The organism is Cellulomonas jepli (assembly GCF_047229345.1).
Taxonomy (GTDB): Bacteria; Actinomycetota; Actinomycetes; order Actinomycetales; family Cellulomonadaceae; genus Cellulomonas_A.
This window is the reverse complement of the sequence record NZ_JBFTER010000048.1, coordinates 17,541-35,712: the sequence shown is the minus strand read 5'-3', so window position 1 is coordinate 35,712 and position 18,172 is coordinate 17,541. Positions and strand designations below refer to the sequence as shown.

Annotated in this window: 12 protein-coding genes; 9 read left to right on the top strand and 3 right to left on the bottom strand. The window is 73.5% G+C overall.

Translation table 11 applies throughout. From position 1 onward, the window contains the following. From AB6N24_RS12695 to pyk, 9 genes are all read left to right on the top strand, one after another. Positions 1-492, top strand: a 492-nt coding sequence (locus tag AB6N24_RS12695) for a DUF4190 domain-containing protein (RefSeq protein ID WP_412869763.1), incomplete at its 5' end; no start/stop codon positions are given. A 197-nt stretch (positions 493-689) separates the two neighbouring features. After that, complete coding sequence (gene trpC, locus AB6N24_RS12690) at positions 690-1,502, top strand: indole-3-glycerol phosphate synthase TrpC (RefSeq protein WP_412869762.1); 813 nt, start codon at positions 690-692, stop codon at positions 1,500-1,502. A gap of 53 nt (positions 1,503-1,555) precedes the next feature. After that, positions 1,556-2,854 carry a tryptophan synthase subunit beta gene (gene trpB, locus AB6N24_RS12685; RefSeq protein ID WP_412869765.1) on the top strand — a complete coding sequence of 433 codons (1,299 nt, stop codon included), beginning with the start codon at positions 1,556-1,558 and terminating at the stop codon, positions 2,852-2,854. After that, entirely contained in the window at positions 2,851-3,687 is an 837-nt protein-coding gene (gene trpA / locus AB6N24_RS12680) for a tryptophan synthase subunit alpha (protein ID WP_412869761.1), read from the top strand. The genes trpB and trpA overlap by 4 nt, the downstream gene beginning before the upstream one ends. Beyond that, positions 3,684-4,598, top strand: a complete 915-nt coding sequence (gene lgt, locus AB6N24_RS12675) for a prolipoprotein diacylglyceryl transferase (RefSeq protein ID WP_412869760.1) — start codon at positions 3,684-3,686, stop codon at positions 4,596-4,598. Before trpA ends, lgt begins: the two co-directional genes overlap by 4 nt. A 153-nt stretch (positions 4,599-4,751) precedes the next feature. Further along, entirely contained in the window at positions 4,752-9,323 is a 4,572-nt protein-coding gene (gltB, locus tag AB6N24_RS12670; RefSeq protein WP_412869759.1) for a glutamate synthase large subunit, read from the top strand. After that, on the top strand, positions 9,316-10,806 hold the full coding sequence (locus tag AB6N24_RS12665) for a glutamate synthase subunit beta (protein ID WP_412869758.1): 1,491 nt from the start codon (positions 9,316-9,318) through the stop codon (positions 10,804-10,806). The genes gltB and AB6N24_RS12665 overlap by 8 nt, the downstream gene beginning before the upstream one ends. Before the next feature lie 234 nt (positions 10,807-11,040). Beyond that, a complete protein-coding gene (locus AB6N24_RS12660; RefSeq protein WP_412869757.1) occupies positions 11,041-12,513 on the top strand; it encodes a glutamate synthase subunit beta in 1,473 nt (490 codons plus the stop codon). A gap of 92 nt (positions 12,514-12,605) precedes the next feature. Further along, a complete protein-coding gene (pyk, locus tag AB6N24_RS12655) occupies positions 12,606-14,042 on the top strand; it encodes a pyruvate kinase (RefSeq protein WP_412869756.1) in 1,437 nt (478 codons plus the stop codon). 145 nt (positions 14,043-14,187) lie between these two features. Here pyk and AB6N24_RS12650 read toward each other — a convergent pair whose 3' ends face one another. The 3 genes from AB6N24_RS12650 to AB6N24_RS12640 form a co-directional block, all read right to left on the bottom strand. Next, entirely contained in the window at positions 14,188-15,408 is a 1,221-nt protein-coding gene (locus tag AB6N24_RS12650) for a bifunctional 2-methylcitrate synthase/citrate synthase (RefSeq protein ID WP_412869755.1), read from the bottom strand. 234 nt (positions 15,409-15,642) lie between these two features. Then, positions 15,643-16,536: a methylisocitrate lyase gene (prpB, locus tag AB6N24_RS12645; RefSeq protein ID WP_412869754.1), complete on the bottom strand. Its 894-nt coding sequence runs from the start codon at positions 16,534-16,536 to the stop codon at positions 15,643-15,645. Further along, positions 16,536-18,065, bottom strand: coding sequence for an MmgE/PrpD family protein (locus tag AB6N24_RS12640; RefSeq protein WP_412869753.1), 1,530 nt, complete (start codon positions 18,063-18,065; stop codon positions 16,536-16,538). The genes prpB and AB6N24_RS12640 overlap by 1 nt, the downstream gene beginning before the upstream one ends. Positions 18,066-18,172 lie beyond the last annotated feature (107 nt).

The following is an 18,172-nucleotide window of genomic DNA, read 5'->3' as shown; positions in this document are numbered from 1 at the left end:
GAGCAGCCGCCCGCCGCTCCCGGCGCCGAGCCCGTCGCTCCCGGCGCCCAGCCCGCCCCGTACGGCGCCGCCGCGCAGCCGTACGCGCCGGCGCCCTACCCCGCGCAGCCGTACGCGGGCCAGCCGTACCCCGGCCAGCCGTACCCGGGTCAGCCGTACCCGGGTCAGCCGTACCCCGGTCAGCCGTACCCGCCGGCGTACGCCTACCCGAAGAACCAGCTCGGCGTGTGGTCCCTCGTGCTCGGCATCGTCGGCATCGTCGTGGGCTGCGTGTTCCTCACCGGCATCCCCGCCGTGATCCTCGGCAACAACGCCAAGCGCGCCGTCGCCGCGGGGGAGGCCAACAACCTCGGCATGGCCCAGGCGGGCATCGTGCTGGGCTGGATCTCGATCGCCCTCGGCGTGGTGGCCGTCGGCTTCGTCGTCCTGTACGTCGTCGGTGTGGCGGGCGTCCTCGGGCTCTCCTTCCTGTCGACCGGGAGCGGGTACTGACCGTCCCGTGGGACGTGTGACGGCGCGGTCGGGACGCACGGGGAGGACCCATGCCGGCGGCTCCGCGTCACCGGTCGCGCCGGCGAGCACGGTCCCACGACCTGGCGCGTGGTCCTTTCGTCCCGTGTGCGCCCCTACGATGACCTGAAGACCACCGGTCGCCCCGGCGACGAGGCTCGAGGGAAGGTGACGAGACGATGACCGTGCTCGACGACATCGTCGCCGGCGTCCGTGAGGACCTCGCCCAGCGCGAGGCGGCGACGCCCCTGGCCGCACTCAAGGAGCGGGCCGCCCGTGCGCCCGAGGCCAAGGCGTGCGTGAACCGGCTGCGCGTCGCCGACGCGGTGACCGTGATCGCCGAGGTGAAGCGCTCGAGCCCCAGCCGGGGAGCGCTCGCCTCGATCGCGGACCCCGCGAAGCTCGCGGCGGAGTACGAGAAGGGCGGCGCGTCCGTCATCTCGGTGCTCACGGAGCAGCGGCGGTTCAACGGCACGCTCGCGGACCTCGACTCGGTGCGTGCCGCGGTCGACATCCCGGTGCTGCGCAAGGACTTCGTCGTCACGCCCTACCAGGTGTGGGAGGCGCGCGCGCACGGCGCCGACCTGGTGCTGCTCATCGTCGCGGCGCTCGAGCAGACGGTGCTCGAGTCGCTCGTCGAGCGCGTGCATTCGCTCGGCATGACGGCGCTCGTGGAGGTGCACGACGCCGAGGAGGTCGCGCGGGCCGTCGACGCAGGGGCGAAGATCATCGGCGTGAACTCCCGTGACCTCAAGACCCTCGACGTCGACCGCGGCACGTTCGCGCGCGTCGCGCCCTCGATCCCCGCCGGCATCGTCAAGATCGCCGAGTCGGGCGTGCGTGGCCCGCACGACGTCATGGACTACGCCCGGGCGGGCGCCGACTCGGTGCTGGTGGGCGAGGCCCTCGTGACCGACGACGCGCCGCGCGAGTCGGTCGCCGACCTGGTCGCGGCGGGCTCGCACCCGTCGCTGCGGGCGGTGCGCCAGTGACCGGCCGCCCCGACCTGCCCGAGGGCGGCGCCGCCCAGGCGCTGCGTGAGGCGATGGCCGTCGCCGGTCCGCTCAGCACGCACCAGGGACCGTACTTCGGCGACTTCGGCGGCCGGTTCGTCCCCGAGGCGCTCATCGCGGCCCTCGACGAGCTCGACACGGCCTACCACAAGGCGCTCGCCGACCCGGCGTTCGGAGCCGAGCTCGCGCGCCTGCACAAGACGTACACCGGCCGCCCGAGCCCGCTCACCGAGGTCCCGCGCTTCGCGCGCCAGGTCGGGGAGGGCGTGCGGGTGTTCCTCAAGCGCGAGGACCTGAACCACACCGGCTCGCACAAGATCAACAACGTGCTCGGGCAGGCGCTGCTCGTCAAGCGCATGGGCAAGACCCGCGTGATCGCCGAGACGGGCGCGGGCCAGCACGGCGTCGCGACCGCCACGGCGGCGGCGCTCATGGACCTCGAGTGCACGGTGTACATGGGCGAGGAGGACACGCAGCGCCAGGCCCTCAACGTCGCGCGCATGCGGCTGCTCGGCGCCGAGGTCGTCCCCGTGACGATCGGCGCGCGGACGCTCAAGGACGCGATCAACGAGGCGCTGCGCGACTGGGTCGCGAACGTCGACACCACGCACTACCTGCTCGGCACCGTGACGGGCCCGCACCCGTTCCCCGAGATGGTGCGCGACTTCCACAAGGTCATCGGCGAGGAGGCCAAGCTCCAGCTGGCCGACGAGATCGGCCGGCTGCCCGACGCCGTCGCGGCGTGCGTGGGTGGCGGCTCGAACGCGATGGGCATCTTCAACGCGTTCCTCGACGACGCGGGTGTGCGGCTCTTCGGCTTCGAGGCCGGCGGCGAGGGGGTCGACTCCGGCCGGCACGCGTCACGGTTCAACGGCGGCACGCCGGGCGTCCTGCACGGCGCGAAGTCCTACCTCCTGCAGGACGAGGACGGCCAGACGCTCCCGAGCCACTCGATCTCGGCGGGCCTCGACTACCCGAGCGTCGGCCCCGAGCACTCGTGGCTGCACGACATCGGACGCGCCGAGTACCGGCCGGTGACCGACGTCGAGGCGATGGACGCGTTCCGCCTGCTGTGCCGGACCGAGGGGATCATCCCCGCGATCGAGTCGGCGCACGCCCTGGCGGGGGCGATCAAGCTCGGCCAGGAGGCCCGCGGGTGGGACATGCCCGACGGTGCGGACCCGGTGATCCTGGTCAACCTGTCGGGCCGCGGGGACAAGGACGTCGCGACCGCGGCGCGCTGGTTCGGGCTGCTCGACGACACGACGGCGTCGGGCTACTCGGGCAAGGACCAGGCACTGAACGAGGGCAGGGGAGGGCTGGCGCCGTGAGCGAGACCACCGTCCGGGCGACGACGGGCCCGCTGCTCGACGCGCTCGCGGCAGGCTCGGCCGACGCCCCGGGCCGGGCCGCGCTGATCGGGTACCTCCCGGTCGGCTACCCGGACGTCCCCGGCTCGGTCGAGGCCGTGCGCACGCTGATCGACGCGGGCGCCGACGTGATCGAGCTCGGGATGCCGTACACGGACCCGGTGCTCGACGGCCCGCTGATCCAGCAGGCGGTCGGGCACGCGCTCGCGCACGGCACCCGGGTGACGGACACGCTGCGCGCGCTCGAGCAGGTCGCGGGCCGCGGTGCACCGGTGCTCGTCATGACGTACTGGAACCTCGTGCTGCGCTACGGCGTCGAGGCGTTCGCCCGCGACCTCGCGTCCGCCGGGGGCGCCGGGCTCATCACGCCCGACCTGATCCCGGACGAGGCGGGCGACTGGATGGCGGCCGCGCAGGCCCACGACCTCGACCGCGTGTTCCTCGTCGCGCCGAGCTCGACGCCCGAGCGGCTCGTCTCGACCGTCGCCGCGTCGCGCGGCTTCGTGTACGCGGCGTCCACCATGGGCGTCACCGGTGTCCGGGCGAGCGTCGGCTCGCAGGCCGAGCGGCTCGTCGCGGACACCCGCACCGCGGGCGCGGAGCGCGTGTGCGTCGGTCTCGGGGTGTCGACCGCGGAGCAGGCCGCCGAGGTCGCGCGCTACGCCGACGGGGTGATCGTCGGGTCGGCCTTCGTGCGCCCGCTGGTCGAGGCGCCGGACCTCACCTCGGGCCTCGACGCGCTCGCCCGCGTGACCTCGACGATCGCGGCCGGGGTGCGCGGGGCGCGCGCGTGACGTCGGTCGCGTCGGTGCTCGCCGCGGTCCCCGCGTCGTTCCTCCCCGCGTCGATCCCGAGCCCGCCGGCGTCCGTCTGGTACCTGGGCCCCTTCCCGCTGCGTGCGTACGCGCTCGCGATCCTCGCCGGGATCGTCGCTGCCGTGCTGCTGACGCGACGGCGCTGGGTCGAGCGTGGCGGCTCCGCGGACGACGTCCTGGAGATCGCGTTCTGGGCCGTCCCGTTCGGGATCGTCGGCGGTCGGATCTACCACGTGCTGAGCTCGCCGGACGCGTACTTCGGCCCGGGCGGTGACCCGTGGCGCGCCGTGGCGATCTGGGAGGGCGGCCTCGGCATCTGGGGCGCGGTCGCGTTCGGTGCGGTCGGCGCCTGGATCGGGTGTCGCCGCCAGGGGGTGCGCCTCGCGCCGTTCGCGGACGCGCTCGCGCCCGGGCTGCTCGTCGCGCAGGCGGTCGGACGCCTCGGCAACTGGTTCAACCAGGAGCTGTTCGGCGGCCCCACCACGCTGCCGTGGGGCCTGCAGATCGACGACGCGCACCTGCCCGCGGGCTACGACCCGGGGACCCTGTTCCACCCGACGTTCCTCTACGAGCTGCTCTGGAACCTCGCCGCCGCCGTGGTGCTCGTCGTGCTGGACCGGCGGCTGAGGCTCGGCCACGGTCGCGTATTCTGGCTCTACGTCGTCCTCTACACCGCAGGACGGCTCTGGATCGAGCTGCTGCGCATCGACCCCGCCGAGACGATCGGACCGTTCCGCCTCAACGTCTGGACGTCGATCATCGTGGGCCTCGGGGCGCTGGTAGCGTTCGTCGTGGTCGGACGCCGGCATCCCGGACGCGAGACGACTCTCCTGCTGGATCCACCGGCGCCGCAGGAGCACGAGGAGAGCTCACCGACGACCGACCGCTGACCGCGGTCCGGTGTGTGAGCCACCTCACACTGCGCGACGAGTCCGCCCGGAGAAGCGGCGGGTATCGTCGCCACGCGTTTGGGCCAACGACGTCCCACGTTTCCCCCATGTTCGTGCTACACCCCGGTTACGGGGTTCGTGAGGACGGTACTGATGCCCACGTCGCCCGTGAGCCACGGCGCTCTTCGTGCGCCGTCGTCGCAGGGTCTGTACGACGCTGCCGCCGAGCGTGACGCCTGCGGTTTCGCGTTCGTCGCCACCCTGCGCGGCACGCCGGGGCGCGACATCGTCGACGCCGGCCTGACCGCCCTGCTGAACCTGGACCACCGCGGTGCGGTCGGCGCCGAGGAGAACAGCGGCGACGGCGCGGGGATCCTCACCCAGATCCCCGACGCGTTCCTGCGCGACGTGGTCGACGCGGAGCTCCCGCCCGCGGGTCACTACGCCATCGGCATGGCCTTCCTCCCGGTCGACGCCGAGGAGCAGTCCGCCGCCGTGCGGGCCATCGAGGCGATCGCAGTCGAGGAGAAGCTCGACGTCCTCGCGTGGCGCGACATCGCGGTGACGCCCGAGCTCGTGGGCCCCACGGCGCGGGGCTCGATGCCGGTGTTCCGCCAGCTCGTCGTCGCCGACCCGTCGCGCGAGCTCGCGGGGGTCGACCTGGACCGCCGCGCGTTCCGGCTGCGCAAGCGCGCCGAGCGTGAGGTGGACGTGTACTTCGCGTCGCTGTCCGCGCGCACGCTCGCGTACAAGGGCATGCTCACCCCGGGCCAGCTCGAGCCGTTCTTCGCCGACCTGTCCGACCCGCGCTACGCGTCCGAGCTCGCGCTCGTGCACTCGCGCTTCTCGACGAACACCTTCCCGTCGTGGCCGCTCGCCCAGCCGTTCCGGCTGCTCGCGCACAACGGCGAGATCAACACCGTGCGCGGCAACCGCAACTGGATGGCCGCGCGCGAGGGCACCCTGGCGAGCGAGGCGCTCGGCGACCTCGCGCCGCTGCTGCCCATCTGCACGCCCGGCGGGAGCGACTCGGGCAGCTTCGACGAGGTGCTCGAGCTGCTGCACCTCGCGGGCCGCTCGCTGCCGCACGCGATCATGATGATGATCCCGGAGGCGTGGGAGAACCACGCCCAGATGGACCCCGCGCGGCGCGCGTTCTACGAGTACCACTCGACCCTCATGGAGCCGTGGGACGGCCCGGCGGCGATGACGTTCACCGACGGCACCCTCGTCGGCTCGGTCCAGGACCGCAACGGGCTGCGCCCGGGCCGCTTCTGGGTCACCGAGGACGGGCTCGTCGTCATGGCCAGCGAGGCCGGCGTGCTCGACATCGACCCCGCGACGGTCGTGCGCAAGGGCCGCCTCGAGCCCGGGAAGATGTTCCTCGTCGACACCGGCCAGGGCCGGATCATCGAGGACAAGGAGATCAAGGCCCAGCTCGCGGCGCAGCGCCCGTACGACGAGTGGATGCGCGAGCACTCCGTGTCCCTCGACCAGCTGCCCGAGCGCGAGCACGTGGCGCACTCGGCCGCCTCGGTGCGCCGGCGCCAGCGGGCGTTCGGGTACACCGAGGAGGAGCTCAAGATCATCCTGTCGCCGATCGCGGCGACGGGCGCCGAGCCGCTCGGCGCGATGGGCTCGGACACGCCGGTCGCGGTGCTCTCGAGCCGCCCGCGCCTGCTGTTCGACTACTTCACGCAGATGTTCGCGCAGGTGACGAACCCGCCGCTGGACGCGATCCGCGAGGAGCTCGTGACCTCGATCGGCGGGGCGATCGGCCCCGAGCCGAACCTGCTCGACGACTCCCCGCTGCACGCCCGCAAGCTCATGCTGCCGTTCCCGGTGATCGACAACGACGAGCTCGCGAAGATCGTGCGCATCGACAAGGACCCGCGCCTCGCGGGCATCTTCCGCGCGATCACGGTCCGGGGTCTGTACCGGGTCGACGGCGGGGGAGCGGCGCTCGAGGCACGCCTCGAGGAGATCTTCGAGGAGGTCGACGCCGCGGTCGCGAACGGCGTGAGCTTCATCGTGCTCTCGGACCGCGACGGCGACGCCGACCTCGCACCGATCCCGTCGCTGCTGCTGTCGAGCGCCGTGCACCACCACCTCCTGCGCCGGCACACCCGCACGCAGGTCTCGCTCGTCGTCGAGGCCGGCGACGTGCGCGAGGTGCACCACGTCGCGCTGCTCATCGGGTACGGCGCGGCCGCGGTCAACCCGTACCTCGCCATGGAGACCGTCGAGGACCTCGCACGCAGCGCGTACGTGCCCGGCGTCGAGCCCGAGCAGGCGGTCAAGAACCTCATCAAGGCGCTCGGCAAGGGCGTCCTGAAGGTCATGTCGAAGATGGGGATCTCGACGATCGCGTCCTATCGCGGCGCGCAGGTCTTCGAGGCCATCGGCCTGTCGGCGGCGCTCGTCGACCGCTACTTCGCGGGCACGACGAGCCGGCTCGGCGGCATCGGCCTGGACGTCATCGCGGCCGAGGTCGCGGCGCGGCACGCCGACGCCTACCCGGCGAGCGGGAACCGTCTGCCGCACCAGCGCCTCGCGGTCGGGGGCGAGTACCAGTGGCGCCGCGACGGCGAGGACCACCTGTTCGACCCGGAGACGGTCTTCCGGCTCCAGCACTCGACGCGCACACGGCAGTTTGACGTGTTCCGGCAGTACTCGGACCGCGTCAACGAGCAGTCGTCGCGGCTCATGACGATGCGCGGGCTCCTGACGTTCAAGGAGGGCGCACGCCCCCCGGTGCCGCTCGACGAGGTCGAGCCGGTCTCGGAGATCGTCAAGCGGTTCAGCACGGGCGCCATGTCGTACGGCTCGATCTCGGCCGAGGCGCACGAGACGCTCGCGGTCGCGATGAACCAGCTCGGCGCCAAGTCGAACACCGGTGAGGGCGGCGAGGACGCCGAGCGCCTGCACGACCCGGTGCGCCGCAGCGCGATCAAGCAGATCGCGTCGGGCCGGTTCGGCGTGACGTCGGAGTACCTGACCAACGCGGACGACATCCAGATCAAGCTCGCGCAGGGCGCCAAGCCCGGCGAGGGTGGGCAGCTGCCCGGTCACAAGGTGTACCCGTGGGTCGCCAAGACGCGGCACTCGACGCCCGGGGTCGGCCTCATCTCGCCGCCGCCGCACCACGACATCTACTCGATCGAGGACCTCGCGCAGCTCATCCACGACGCGAAGAACGCGAACCCGTCGGCGCGCGTGCACGTCAAGCTCGTGAGCGAGTTCGGCGTCGGCACGGTCGCGGCGGGCGTCGCGAAGGCGCACTCGGACGTCGTCCTCATCTCGGGGCACGACGGCGGGACGGGCGCGAGCCCGCTCACGTCGCTCAAGCACGCCGGGACGCCGTGGGAGATCGGCCTCGCCGAGACCCAGCAGACGCTCGTGCTCAACAACCTGCGCGACCGCGTCGTGGTGCAGGTCGACGGCCAGCTCAAGACGGGCCGCGACGTGCTCGTCGGGGCGCTGCTCGGCGCCGAGGAGTTCGGCTTCGCCACGGCGCCGCTCGTGGTCTCGGGCTGCATCATGATGCGCGTCTGCCACCTCGACACGTGCCCGGTCGGCGTCGCGACGCAGAACCCGGAGCTCCGCGCGCGGTTCAACGGCCGGCCGGAGTTCGTCGTCAACTTCTTCGAGTTCATCGCCGAGGAGGTCCGCGAGCTGCTCGCCCGCCTCGGCTTCCGCACGCTGCTCGAGGCCGTCGGCCACGTCGAGATGCTCGACACCCGGCCGGTCATCGACCACTGGAAGGCCGCGGGCCTCGACCTGTCGCCCGTGCTCGCCGTCCCGGCGCCCGAGCCCGGCTCGGCGCTGCACAACACGCAGGGCCAGGACCACGGGCTCGAGCGGGCGCTCGACAACCAGTTCATCGCGCTCGCGGGCGACGCCCTCGAGCGCGGCGAGCCGGTGCGCATCGCGCTGCCGGTCCGCAACGTCAACCGCACGGTCGGCACGATGCTCGGTCACGAGGTGACCAAGCGGTACCACGGTGCCGGCCTGCCCGACGACACGATCGACGTGACCCTCACGGGCTCGGCCGGTCAGTCGTTCGGCGCGTTCCTGCCCCGCGGCATCACGCTGCGGCTCTTCGGCGACGCGAACGACTACGTCGGCAAGGGCCTGTCGGGCGGGCGGATCGTCGTGCGCCCCGACCGCAACGCGGTGCTCACCGGCGACAACAACGTCGTCGCGGGCAACGTCATCGGCTACGGGGCCACGGCCGGGGAGGTCTTCCTGCGCGGGCTCGTCGGCGAGCGCTTCGGCGTCCGCAACTCGGGCGCGTCGCTCGTCGTCGAGGGCGTGGGCGACCACGGCTGCGAGTACATGACGGGCGGCACGGTGCTCGTGCTGGGCAAGACGGGACGGAACTTCGCCGCGGGCATGTCCGGCGGCACGGCGTACGTCCTCGACCTCGAGCCGGAGCTCGTCAACACGGCGTCGGTGAAGAGCGGCGAGCTCACGCTCGCGCCGCTCGACGACGAGGACGCCGCGCTCGTCGAGACCCTGCTGCGCCGTCACCATGCCGAGACGGACTCCCCGGCGGCGGCCGAGCTGCTCGCCGACCTCGACGCGACGCGCGTGCGCTTCACGCGGGTGCTGCCGAGCGAGTACGCGCGGGTCCGCCGTGCGCTCGCGCAGGCCGAGGCCGACGGGCTCGACCCGGCGGCGCCGGGCGTGTGGGACCAGATCCTGGAGGTGGCACGTGGCTGACCAGCGAGGCTTTCTCAAGGTCCGGGACCGCGAGCTCCCGCCGAGCCGCCCGGTCCCGGTCCGGCTCATGGACTGGCGCGAGGTGCACGAGCACCGCACCGCGGACGGCACCGCCGTCGACGAGGCGATGCTGCACCGCCAGGCGGGGCGCTGCATGGACTGCGGCATCCCGTTCTGCCACAACGGCTGCCCGCTCGGGAACCTGATCCCCGAGTGGAACGACCTCGTGTGGCGCGGGCAGTGGGCCGACGCGTCTGAGCGCCTGCACGCGACGAACAACTTCCCGGAGTTCACGGGTCGCATCTGCCCGGCGCCGTGCGAGTCGAGCTGCGTGCTCGGCATCAACCAGCCGCCGGTCACCATCAAGAACGTCGAGGTCTCGATCATCGACGAGGCGTTCGACCGCGGCTTCGTGACCCCGCAGGTGCCTCAGCGGCTCACCGGCTTCACGGTCGCCGTCGTCGGCTCGGGCCCCGCCGGGCTCGCCGCCGCCCAGCAGCTCACGCGCGCCGGCTACACGGTCGCGGTGTACGAGCGCGACGACGAGATCGGCGGGCTGCTGCGCTACGGCGTCCCCGACTTCAAGCTCGAGAAGCACCACATCGACCGGCGCCTCAAGCAGATGAAGGCCGAGGGCACCCGGTTCCGCCCGGGCGTCGAGATCGGTCGCGACATCACGTGGGACCAGCTGCACAGCCGGTTCGACGCGATCGTCGTCGCGACGGGCGCGACCGTCCCGCGCGAGCTGTCGCTGCCCGGGCGCGAGCTCGAGGGCGTGCACGTCGCGATGGACTACCTGCACCAGGCCAACGCCGTGGTCGCGGGCAAGGAGGTCGTCGACCAGATCACGGCGACCGGCAAGCACGTCGTGATCATCGGTGGCGGCGACACCGGCTCGGACTGCCTGGGCACCGCGCTGCGCCAGGGGGCGGCGTCGGTCACGACGCTCGCGATCGGCAAGCAGCCGCCCACCGACCGCCCCGAGAACCAGCCGTGGCCCACGGACCCGCTGGTCTTCGAGGTCTCGAGCTCGCACGAGGAGGGCGGCGAGCGCACGTACCTCGCCTCGACCGTCGCGTTCGTGGGTGGCGAGGGTGACGACGCCGGGCACGTGCGCGGGCTGCGCCTCGCGACGACCGAGTACCTGCCCGACGGCCGGCGCGTGCCGACGCCGGGGACGGAGCGGGACATCCCGGCCGACCTCGTGCTCGTCGCCATGGGCTTCACGGGGCCGGAGACCGACACGCTCGTGTCCCAGGCGGGGACCGAGCTGACGTCGCGCGGGCTCGTGCAGCGCACGGACGACTTCGCGACGTCCGTGCCGGGCGTCTTCGTCGCGGGTGACGCCGGACGCGGGCAGTCGCTCATCGTGTGGGCGATCGCGGAGGGGCGCGCGGCGGCCGCGGCCGTCGACCGGTTCCTCTCGGGCGGCACGGAGCTCCACGCACCGGTCACCGCGGGCACGGTGGCGCTGCGGCCCTGACGCGCACGTCCACGTCGCCACGGTGCCCACGGAGCGGGCCCGGGACGTCGGTCCCCCGCTCGTTCCCCATGAAGGGCCTAGGTTTCCCGATGCGCGCTCACCGTTCGGCGACGCGCGCCTGCGTGACCCGTGAACCGTCCCCAGCGTGCGACCGGGCCGGCGTGCCCGACCGCACCGCCCGAGCGCGGCGACGGAGCCGTGCGGGGTGGGGGACCCGACCAGTGGAGGTGCACCGTGGCTGACCCCCGCGGCTTCATGAAGACGCGCGAGCGCGAGCTGCCGGCGAACCGGCCGGTGCCCGTGCGCATCCTCGACTGGGCGGAGGTGCACGAGCACCGCGCAGGGGACCCCGACGACCTCGGGATGCTGCACCGGCAGGCGGGCCGCTGCATGGACTGCGGCGTCCCGTTCTGCCACAACGGCTGCCCGCTCGGGAACCTCGTGCCGGACTGGAACGACCTGGTCTGGCGCGGGCGGTGGGAGGAGGCGGCCGAGCGCCTGCACGCGACGAACAACTTCCCCGACTTCACCGGTCGGCTGTGCCCGGCGCCGTGCGAGTCGAGCTGCGTGCTCGGCATCAACCAGCCGCCCGTGACGATCAAGAACGTCGAGGTCGCGATCGCCGACGAGGCGTTCGACCGCGGCTACGTGGTGCCGCAGGTGCCGCAGTGGCTCACGGGCAAGACCGTCGCGGTCGTCGGCTCCGGCCCCGCCGGGCTCGCCGCCGCGCAGCAGCTGACCCGGGCGGGGCACACCGTCGCGGTGTACGAGCGCGCCGACCGGATCGGTGGGCTGCTGCGGTACGGCATCCCCGAGTTCAAGATGGAGAAGAAGCACGTCGACCGCCGCCTGGCGCAGATGGAGGCCGAGGGCACGCGGTTCCGCGCGGGCGTCGAGGTCGGCCTCGACGTCACGGGCACCGAGCTGCGCGAGAGCTACGACGCCGTCGTGCTCGCGGTCGGCTCGACGACGCCGCGCGACCTGCCCGTCCCCGGGCGGGCGCTGGGCGGGGTCCTGCAGGCGATGGAGTACCTGCCGCCCGCCAACCGGGCCGCCGTCGGCGACACGATCGAGGGTCAGGTCCTCGCGACGGACAAGGACGTGATCGTGATCGGCGGCGGTGACACCGGCGCCGACTGCGTCGGGACGGCGCTGCGTCAGGGCGCCCGGTCGGTGACCCAGCTCGAGATCATGCCGAGGCCCCCGCAGGAGCGCCCCGAGGCGCAGCCGTGGCCGACGTACCCGATGCTGTACCGGGTCGCGAGCGCGCACGAGGAGGGCGGCGAGCGCGTCTACGCGGTCAGCACGCAGGAGCTCGTGGGCGACGAGGCCGGCGACGTGCGGGCGATCCGGCTCGTCGACGTCGAGCTCGTCGACGGGCGGTTCGGGCCTGTCGAGGGCACCGAGCGTGAGGTCCCGGCGCAGCTCGTGCTGCTCGCGATGGGCTTCACCGGCCCGGAGCAGGGTCCGCTGCTCGACCAGCTCGGGGTCACGCTGACCCCGCGCGGCGTCGTCACCCGGTCCGACGACTTCGCGACCGACGTCCCCGGCGTCTTCGTGGCCGGCGACGCGGGCCGCGGCCAGTCGCTCATCGTGTGGGCGATCGCCGAGGGCCGCGCCGCGGCCGCGGCGGTCGACGCCTACCTCTCGGGGAGCACCGAGCTCCCCGCTCCCGTCACCGCCAGCACGGTGGCGCTCCGCCCCTGACCCCTCCGTGACCGTCGCCGCCGCTGCTCCGTCCGGGGCTGCGGGACGTTCGGTCCACACCCTGTCCCGAAGGAAAGGCCTAGGCTTCACCCATGCGTAGAGCGAAGATCGTCTGCACCATCGGTCCCGCGACCGAGTCCCCCGAGCAGATCCAGGCGTTGGTCGACGCCGGCATGGACGTGGCTCGGCTGAACCGGAGCCACGGTGACACCGAGGTGCACCAGCGTGTGTACGACAACGTGCGTGCCGCCGCCCAGGCCTCCGGCCGGTCGGTCGCCGTCCTCGTCGACCTCCAGGGCCCCAAGATCCGTCTCGGCCGTTTCGCCGAGGGCAAGCACGAGCTCGCCGTCGGTGACACGTTCACCATCACGACCGAGGACGTCCCCGGCACCAAGGAGCTCGTCTCCACGACCCACAAGGGCCTGCCGAACGACGCGCGCGTCGGCGACCCGATCCTGATCGACGACGGCCGCGTGCTCGTCCGCATCACCGACGTCGACGGCCCCCGGGTCGTCACGCGCGTCGAGGTGGCCGGGCCGGTCTCCAACAACAAGGGCCTCAACCTCCCGGGCGTCGCCGTGTCGGTGCCCGCGATGAGCGACAAGGACGAGGCCGACCTGCGGTGGGCGCTGCGCACCGGCGCCGACATCATCGCGCTGTCGTTCGTCCGCAGCGCCGCCGACTACGACGACGTCCGTCGCATCATGGAGGAGGAGGGCCGCGTCCTCCCCGTCATCGCCAAGATCGAGAAGCCGCAGGCCGTCGAGAACCTCGTCGAGATCATCGACGCGTTCGACGGCATCATGGTCGCCCGTGGTGACCTGGGCGTCGAGCTCCCGCTCGAGCAGGTCCCGCTCGTCCAGAAGCGTGCGGTCGAGCTGGCCCGTCGCGCCGCGAAGCCGGTCATCGTCGCGACGCAGGTGCTCGAGTCGATGATCTCGGCCCCGCGCCCGACGCGCGCCGAGGCCTCGGATTGCGCCAACGCGGTGCTCGACGGCGCCGACGCGGTCATGCTCTCGGGCGAGACCAGCGTGGGCGACTACCCGATCGAGGCCGTGCGCACGATGGCGCGGATCATCGAGAACACCGAGGAGCTCGGCCGTGAGCGCATCGCGCCCCTCGGCTCGACGCCCCACACGCGCGGTGGCGCCATCACGCGTGCCGCGGCAGAGATCGGCGAGACGCTCGGGGTCAAGTACCTCGTGACGTTCACGCAGTCGGGCGACTCGGCGCGGCGCATGTCGCGCCTGCGCTCGGGCATCCCGCTGCTGGCGTTCACGCCGGAGACGCAGGTGCGCAACGTGCTGTCGCTGAGCTGGGGCGTGCAGACGTACGAGGTCTCGCAGGTCGAGAGCACTGACGCGATGGTCAAGCTCGTCGACGCGACGCTGCGCGCCAACGGGCTCGCCGAGCTCGGCGACTACGTGGTCGTCGTCGCGGGCGCGCCGGTCGGCGTCGTCGGCTCGACGAACTCGATCGTCGTCCACAAGATCGGCGACGAGGAGTCGACGTCGGGCCGCATCGCCTGACGCACACGCACGCACGCTGCGGGCCCCGGGGGAGCACCTCCGGGGCCCGCGGTGCGTCCGGGGCCGGATCTGGCCGCCCCCGGCGCCCGGGCGCACCGGACGCGCGGCCCGGGTGCGCTCGGGCGCCGGGAGTCCGGCGGGCCGGTCAGCGCGCCGGCACGTGGCGCAGCGCGGCGCCGGTGTAGTGGCTGAGCGGGCGGATGAGCGCGTTGTGCGCGAGCTGCTCGCGCACGTGCGCGGTCCAGCCCACCACGCGGCTCGCGGCGAACAGCGGTGTGAACGTGGGGGTGTCGAAGCCCATGAGGTGGAACGCGGGACCGGTCGGGTAGTCGAGGTTCGGCAGGATCCCGGTGCGCTCCCGCATCCCCTCGGCGAGGGCGTCGTAGAGCGCGAGCAGGTCGGGCCGGTCCGCGTGCGCGACGAGGCGGTCGAGCGCCTGCTTCATCGTGGGCACGCGGGAGTCGCCGTGGCGGTACACCCGGTGGCCGAAGCCCATGACTTTGTGGTGGGCGCCGAGGAGCTCGTCGAGCCACGGCCCGACGCGGTCCGCGGTCCCGATCTCCGCGAAGGTCGCCATGACGGCCTCGTTCGCGCCGCCGTGCAGCGGACCCTTGAGCGCGCCCACGGCGCCGGTGACCGCCGAGTGCAGGTCGGAGAGCGTCGAGGCGATCACGCGCGCGGCGAAGGTCGACGCGTTGAACGAGTGCTCCGCGTACAGGACCATCGAGGTCTCGAACGCGTCGACCACGACGTCCTCGGGCACGTCGCCGAACGTCCGCGCGAGGAACGCGGCGGACCAGCCGAGGTCGTCGCGCGGCTCGAGCGGCTCCTGACCGCGGCGGCGGCGCTGGTCGAGCGCGACGACGCCGGGGAGCTGGGCGAGTAGGCGGACGGAGCGCCGCAGGTCGGCGTCGGGGGAGCGGTCGTCGGGCTCCGGGTCGTGCGCGCCCAGGACGCTGACCGCGGTCCGGACCACGTCCATCGGGTGCGCGCTCAGCGGGAGCGAGCGCACGACGTCCACGAGGGCGCCCGGGAGCTCGCGGGCCGCCCGCTCCTGCGCCTCGAGCGCCGCGAGCTGCTCGGCGTCGGGGAGCTCGCCGTGCCACAGCAGGTGCGCGACCTCCTCGAACGAGCACGACGCGGCGAGCTCCTGGACGGGGTACCCGCGGTACAGCAGCGAGCTGCTCGCCTCGTCGACCGACGAGATCGCGGTCGCGTCGACGACGACCCCGGCGAGGCCGCGGTGCAGCTCGGGCGGGGCGGGGTGGTCGCCTGCTGCCTCGCCGGGTGCTGCCTGGTCGGGTGCTGCCTGGCCGGGTGCTGCCTGGTCGGCCGCGCGCGGGGTGGTGGTCGGGTCGCTCGTCATCCGGGTGCCTCCATCGTCGTTGACGGGGTCGGGGGTCGTGCGCTGGCGCCGGGGTGTCCGGCCTGCCGCGTGGTGCGGGTGGCGGTCGTGCGCGTGGAGCGGGTGGGTCGGTCGTGCGGGTCGTGCGGGTCGTGCGGGTCGTGCGGGTGGGTCGGTCGTGCGCGTCGTGCGCGTCGTGCGGCGGGCCGGTCGTGCTGGTCGGTTGGGTCGTCGCGGCGGGTCCGTCGTGCGGTGCTACAGGTGGAAGTCGTACACCCCCTCGTCGAACCGGCCGTAGCCCGCGTAGTCGACGAGGTCGTAGAGCTCGGCCCGGGTCTGCATCGCGTCGACCACCCCGGCCTGGGACCCGGCCCGCAGGATCTCGTCGAGCCCGCGCTCGGCGGCGCTCATCGCGAGGCGCAGCAGCGTGACCGGGTAGAGCGCGATGGTGTAGCCGAGCTCCGCGAGCCGGGTCGTGGTGAGCAGCTCGCCCTTGCCGAACTCGGTCATGTTGGCGAGCAGCGGGACGTCGACCGCGGCACGGAACGCCGCGAGCTCGTCCTCGCCGAGCAGCGCCTCGGGGAACAGCGCGTCGGCGCCGGCCTCGACGAGCGCCCGCCCGCGCTCGATCGCGGCGTCGAGCCCGTGCACGGCGCGCACGTCGGTGCGGGCCATGATCAAGAAGTCGGGGTCGCGTCGGGCCTCGACGGCCGCGCGGATGCGCTGCACGGCGGTCGCCTCGTCGACCACCTGCTTGCCGTCGAGGTGGCCGCAGCGCTTGGGGTTGACCTGGTCCTCGATGTGGCAGCCGGCGACGCCCGCGTCCTCGAGCGCCTGCACCGTGCGCGCGACGTTCATGGGCTCGCCGAAGCCGGTGTCCGCGTCGACGAGGGTCGGCAGGTCGGTGACGCGCGCGATCTGGCCCGCGCGCTGGGCGACCTCGGTCGCGGTCGTCAGCCCGATGTCCGGCAGGCCGAGGTCCGCGGCGACCACGGCCCCCGAGACGTACACGGCGTCGAAGCCCTTGGCCTCGATGAGCCGGGCGGAGAGCGGGTTGAACGCGCCGGGCACCCGCAGGATCTCCCCGCTCGCGAGCCGCTCGCGCAGCGCGGCGCGCTTGTCGTGCACCGACCGGGTCGAGTACAGCATCAGAACAGCCCTCCGGGTGCGGGGACGGGGTCGAGCAGGCCGGGTCGCGCGGTCAGGTGCACGGCGTCCAGCGCGCCGCCGGCGTCGAGGTCGGGCAGCGCCGTCGCGGCCGCGAGGAACCGCTCGAGCTCGTCCTCCCCGACGGCGTCGGTCGCGAGCGTGCGGAGCTTTTCGACGTACTGCGCGCGCGCGAACGGCCGGGCGCCGAGGGGGTGCGCGTCGGCGACGGCGATCTCCTCGACGAGGCGGGAGCCGTCGACGAGCTCGATCTCGAGCCGCCCGCCGAACGCCTTCTCGGCCGGGTCGACGGTGTGGTAGCGGCGGGTCCACTCCGGGTCCTCCCGTGTGGTGATCCGCTGCCACAGCGCGACCGTGTCCGGCCGCGACGCCCGCTCGGGGGCGTAGGAGCGCTCGTGGTGCCAGGCGCCGTCCTGCAGCGCGACCGCGAGGATGTACGGGATCGAGTGGTCGAGCGTCTCGCGCGTCGCGTGCGGGTCGTACTTCTGCGGGTCGTCCGCCCCCGACCCGATCACGTGGTGCGTGTGGTGCGACGTGTGCAGGACGATCGCGCGGACCCGCGCCGGGTCGGCGAGCTCCCGGTGCTCGTGGTGCAGACGCCGCGCTAGGTCGATGAGCGCCTGCGACTGGTACTCCGCCGAGTGCTCCTTCGTGTACGTCTCGAGGATCGCGCGCCGGGGTTCGCCCGGTCCCGGCAGGTCGACCTGGTAGCGCGCGTCGGGCCCGTCGAGCAGCCAGGCGATCACCCCGTCGGCGCCCTCGTAGATCGGGGTCGGCGACGTCTGGCCGCGCATCGCCCGGTCGACCGCCTCGATCGCGACCTTCCCGGCGAACGCCGGGGCGTAGGCCTTCCACGTCGAGATCTCGCCCTTGCGCGACTGCCGCGTCGCCGTGGTCGTGTGCAGGGCCTGGCCGATCGCGTGGAACACGACGTCCGCGTCGAGGTGCAGCAGCGTGCCGAGGCCCGCGGCGACGGCCGGGCCGAGGTGCGCGACGTGGTCGATCTTGTGCCGGTGCAGGCTGATCGCCCGGACGAGCGAGACCTGCACCTCGTACGCGGTGACGACCGCCCGCACGAGGTCCGCGCCGCTCGCCCCGACGTGCTGCGCGACCGCGAGGAGCGGGGGGATCGTGTCGCCGGGGTGGGAGTAGTCGGCGGCGAGGTACGTGTCGTGGAAGTCGAGCTCGCGGACCGCGACCCCGTTGGCCCACGCGGCCCACTCCGGGCTCGTCCGGCGTGACGCCTCGACCCCCGTGACCAGCGAGCCCCGGCCACCCGACGAGGGCGCGTGCGCGAGCGCCTGGGCCCGCGCCGCGACGACGGGTGCCCGCACGAGGGACGCCGCAGCGACGGCGGCGTCGTCGAGGACGCGGTTCACCACCATCTCGGTCACGTCCGGGTCGACCGGCACGGGGTCGCACGCGAGCTCGGCGAGGGCCCAGGCGAGCTGGCGCTCGCGGGGGAGCGGTGCGTCGCTCCGCTGGGGGCGCACCTCGTGGCGGACGCTCATCCCCGCACCCCCGCCGTGGTGCGGACGGCGGCCGTGGCGCGTCGCCTGGACCGTCGTGAGGCACCCGGGCTGCCGGGAGCGGGGTACGCCGGGCCCTGGTCCGCCCG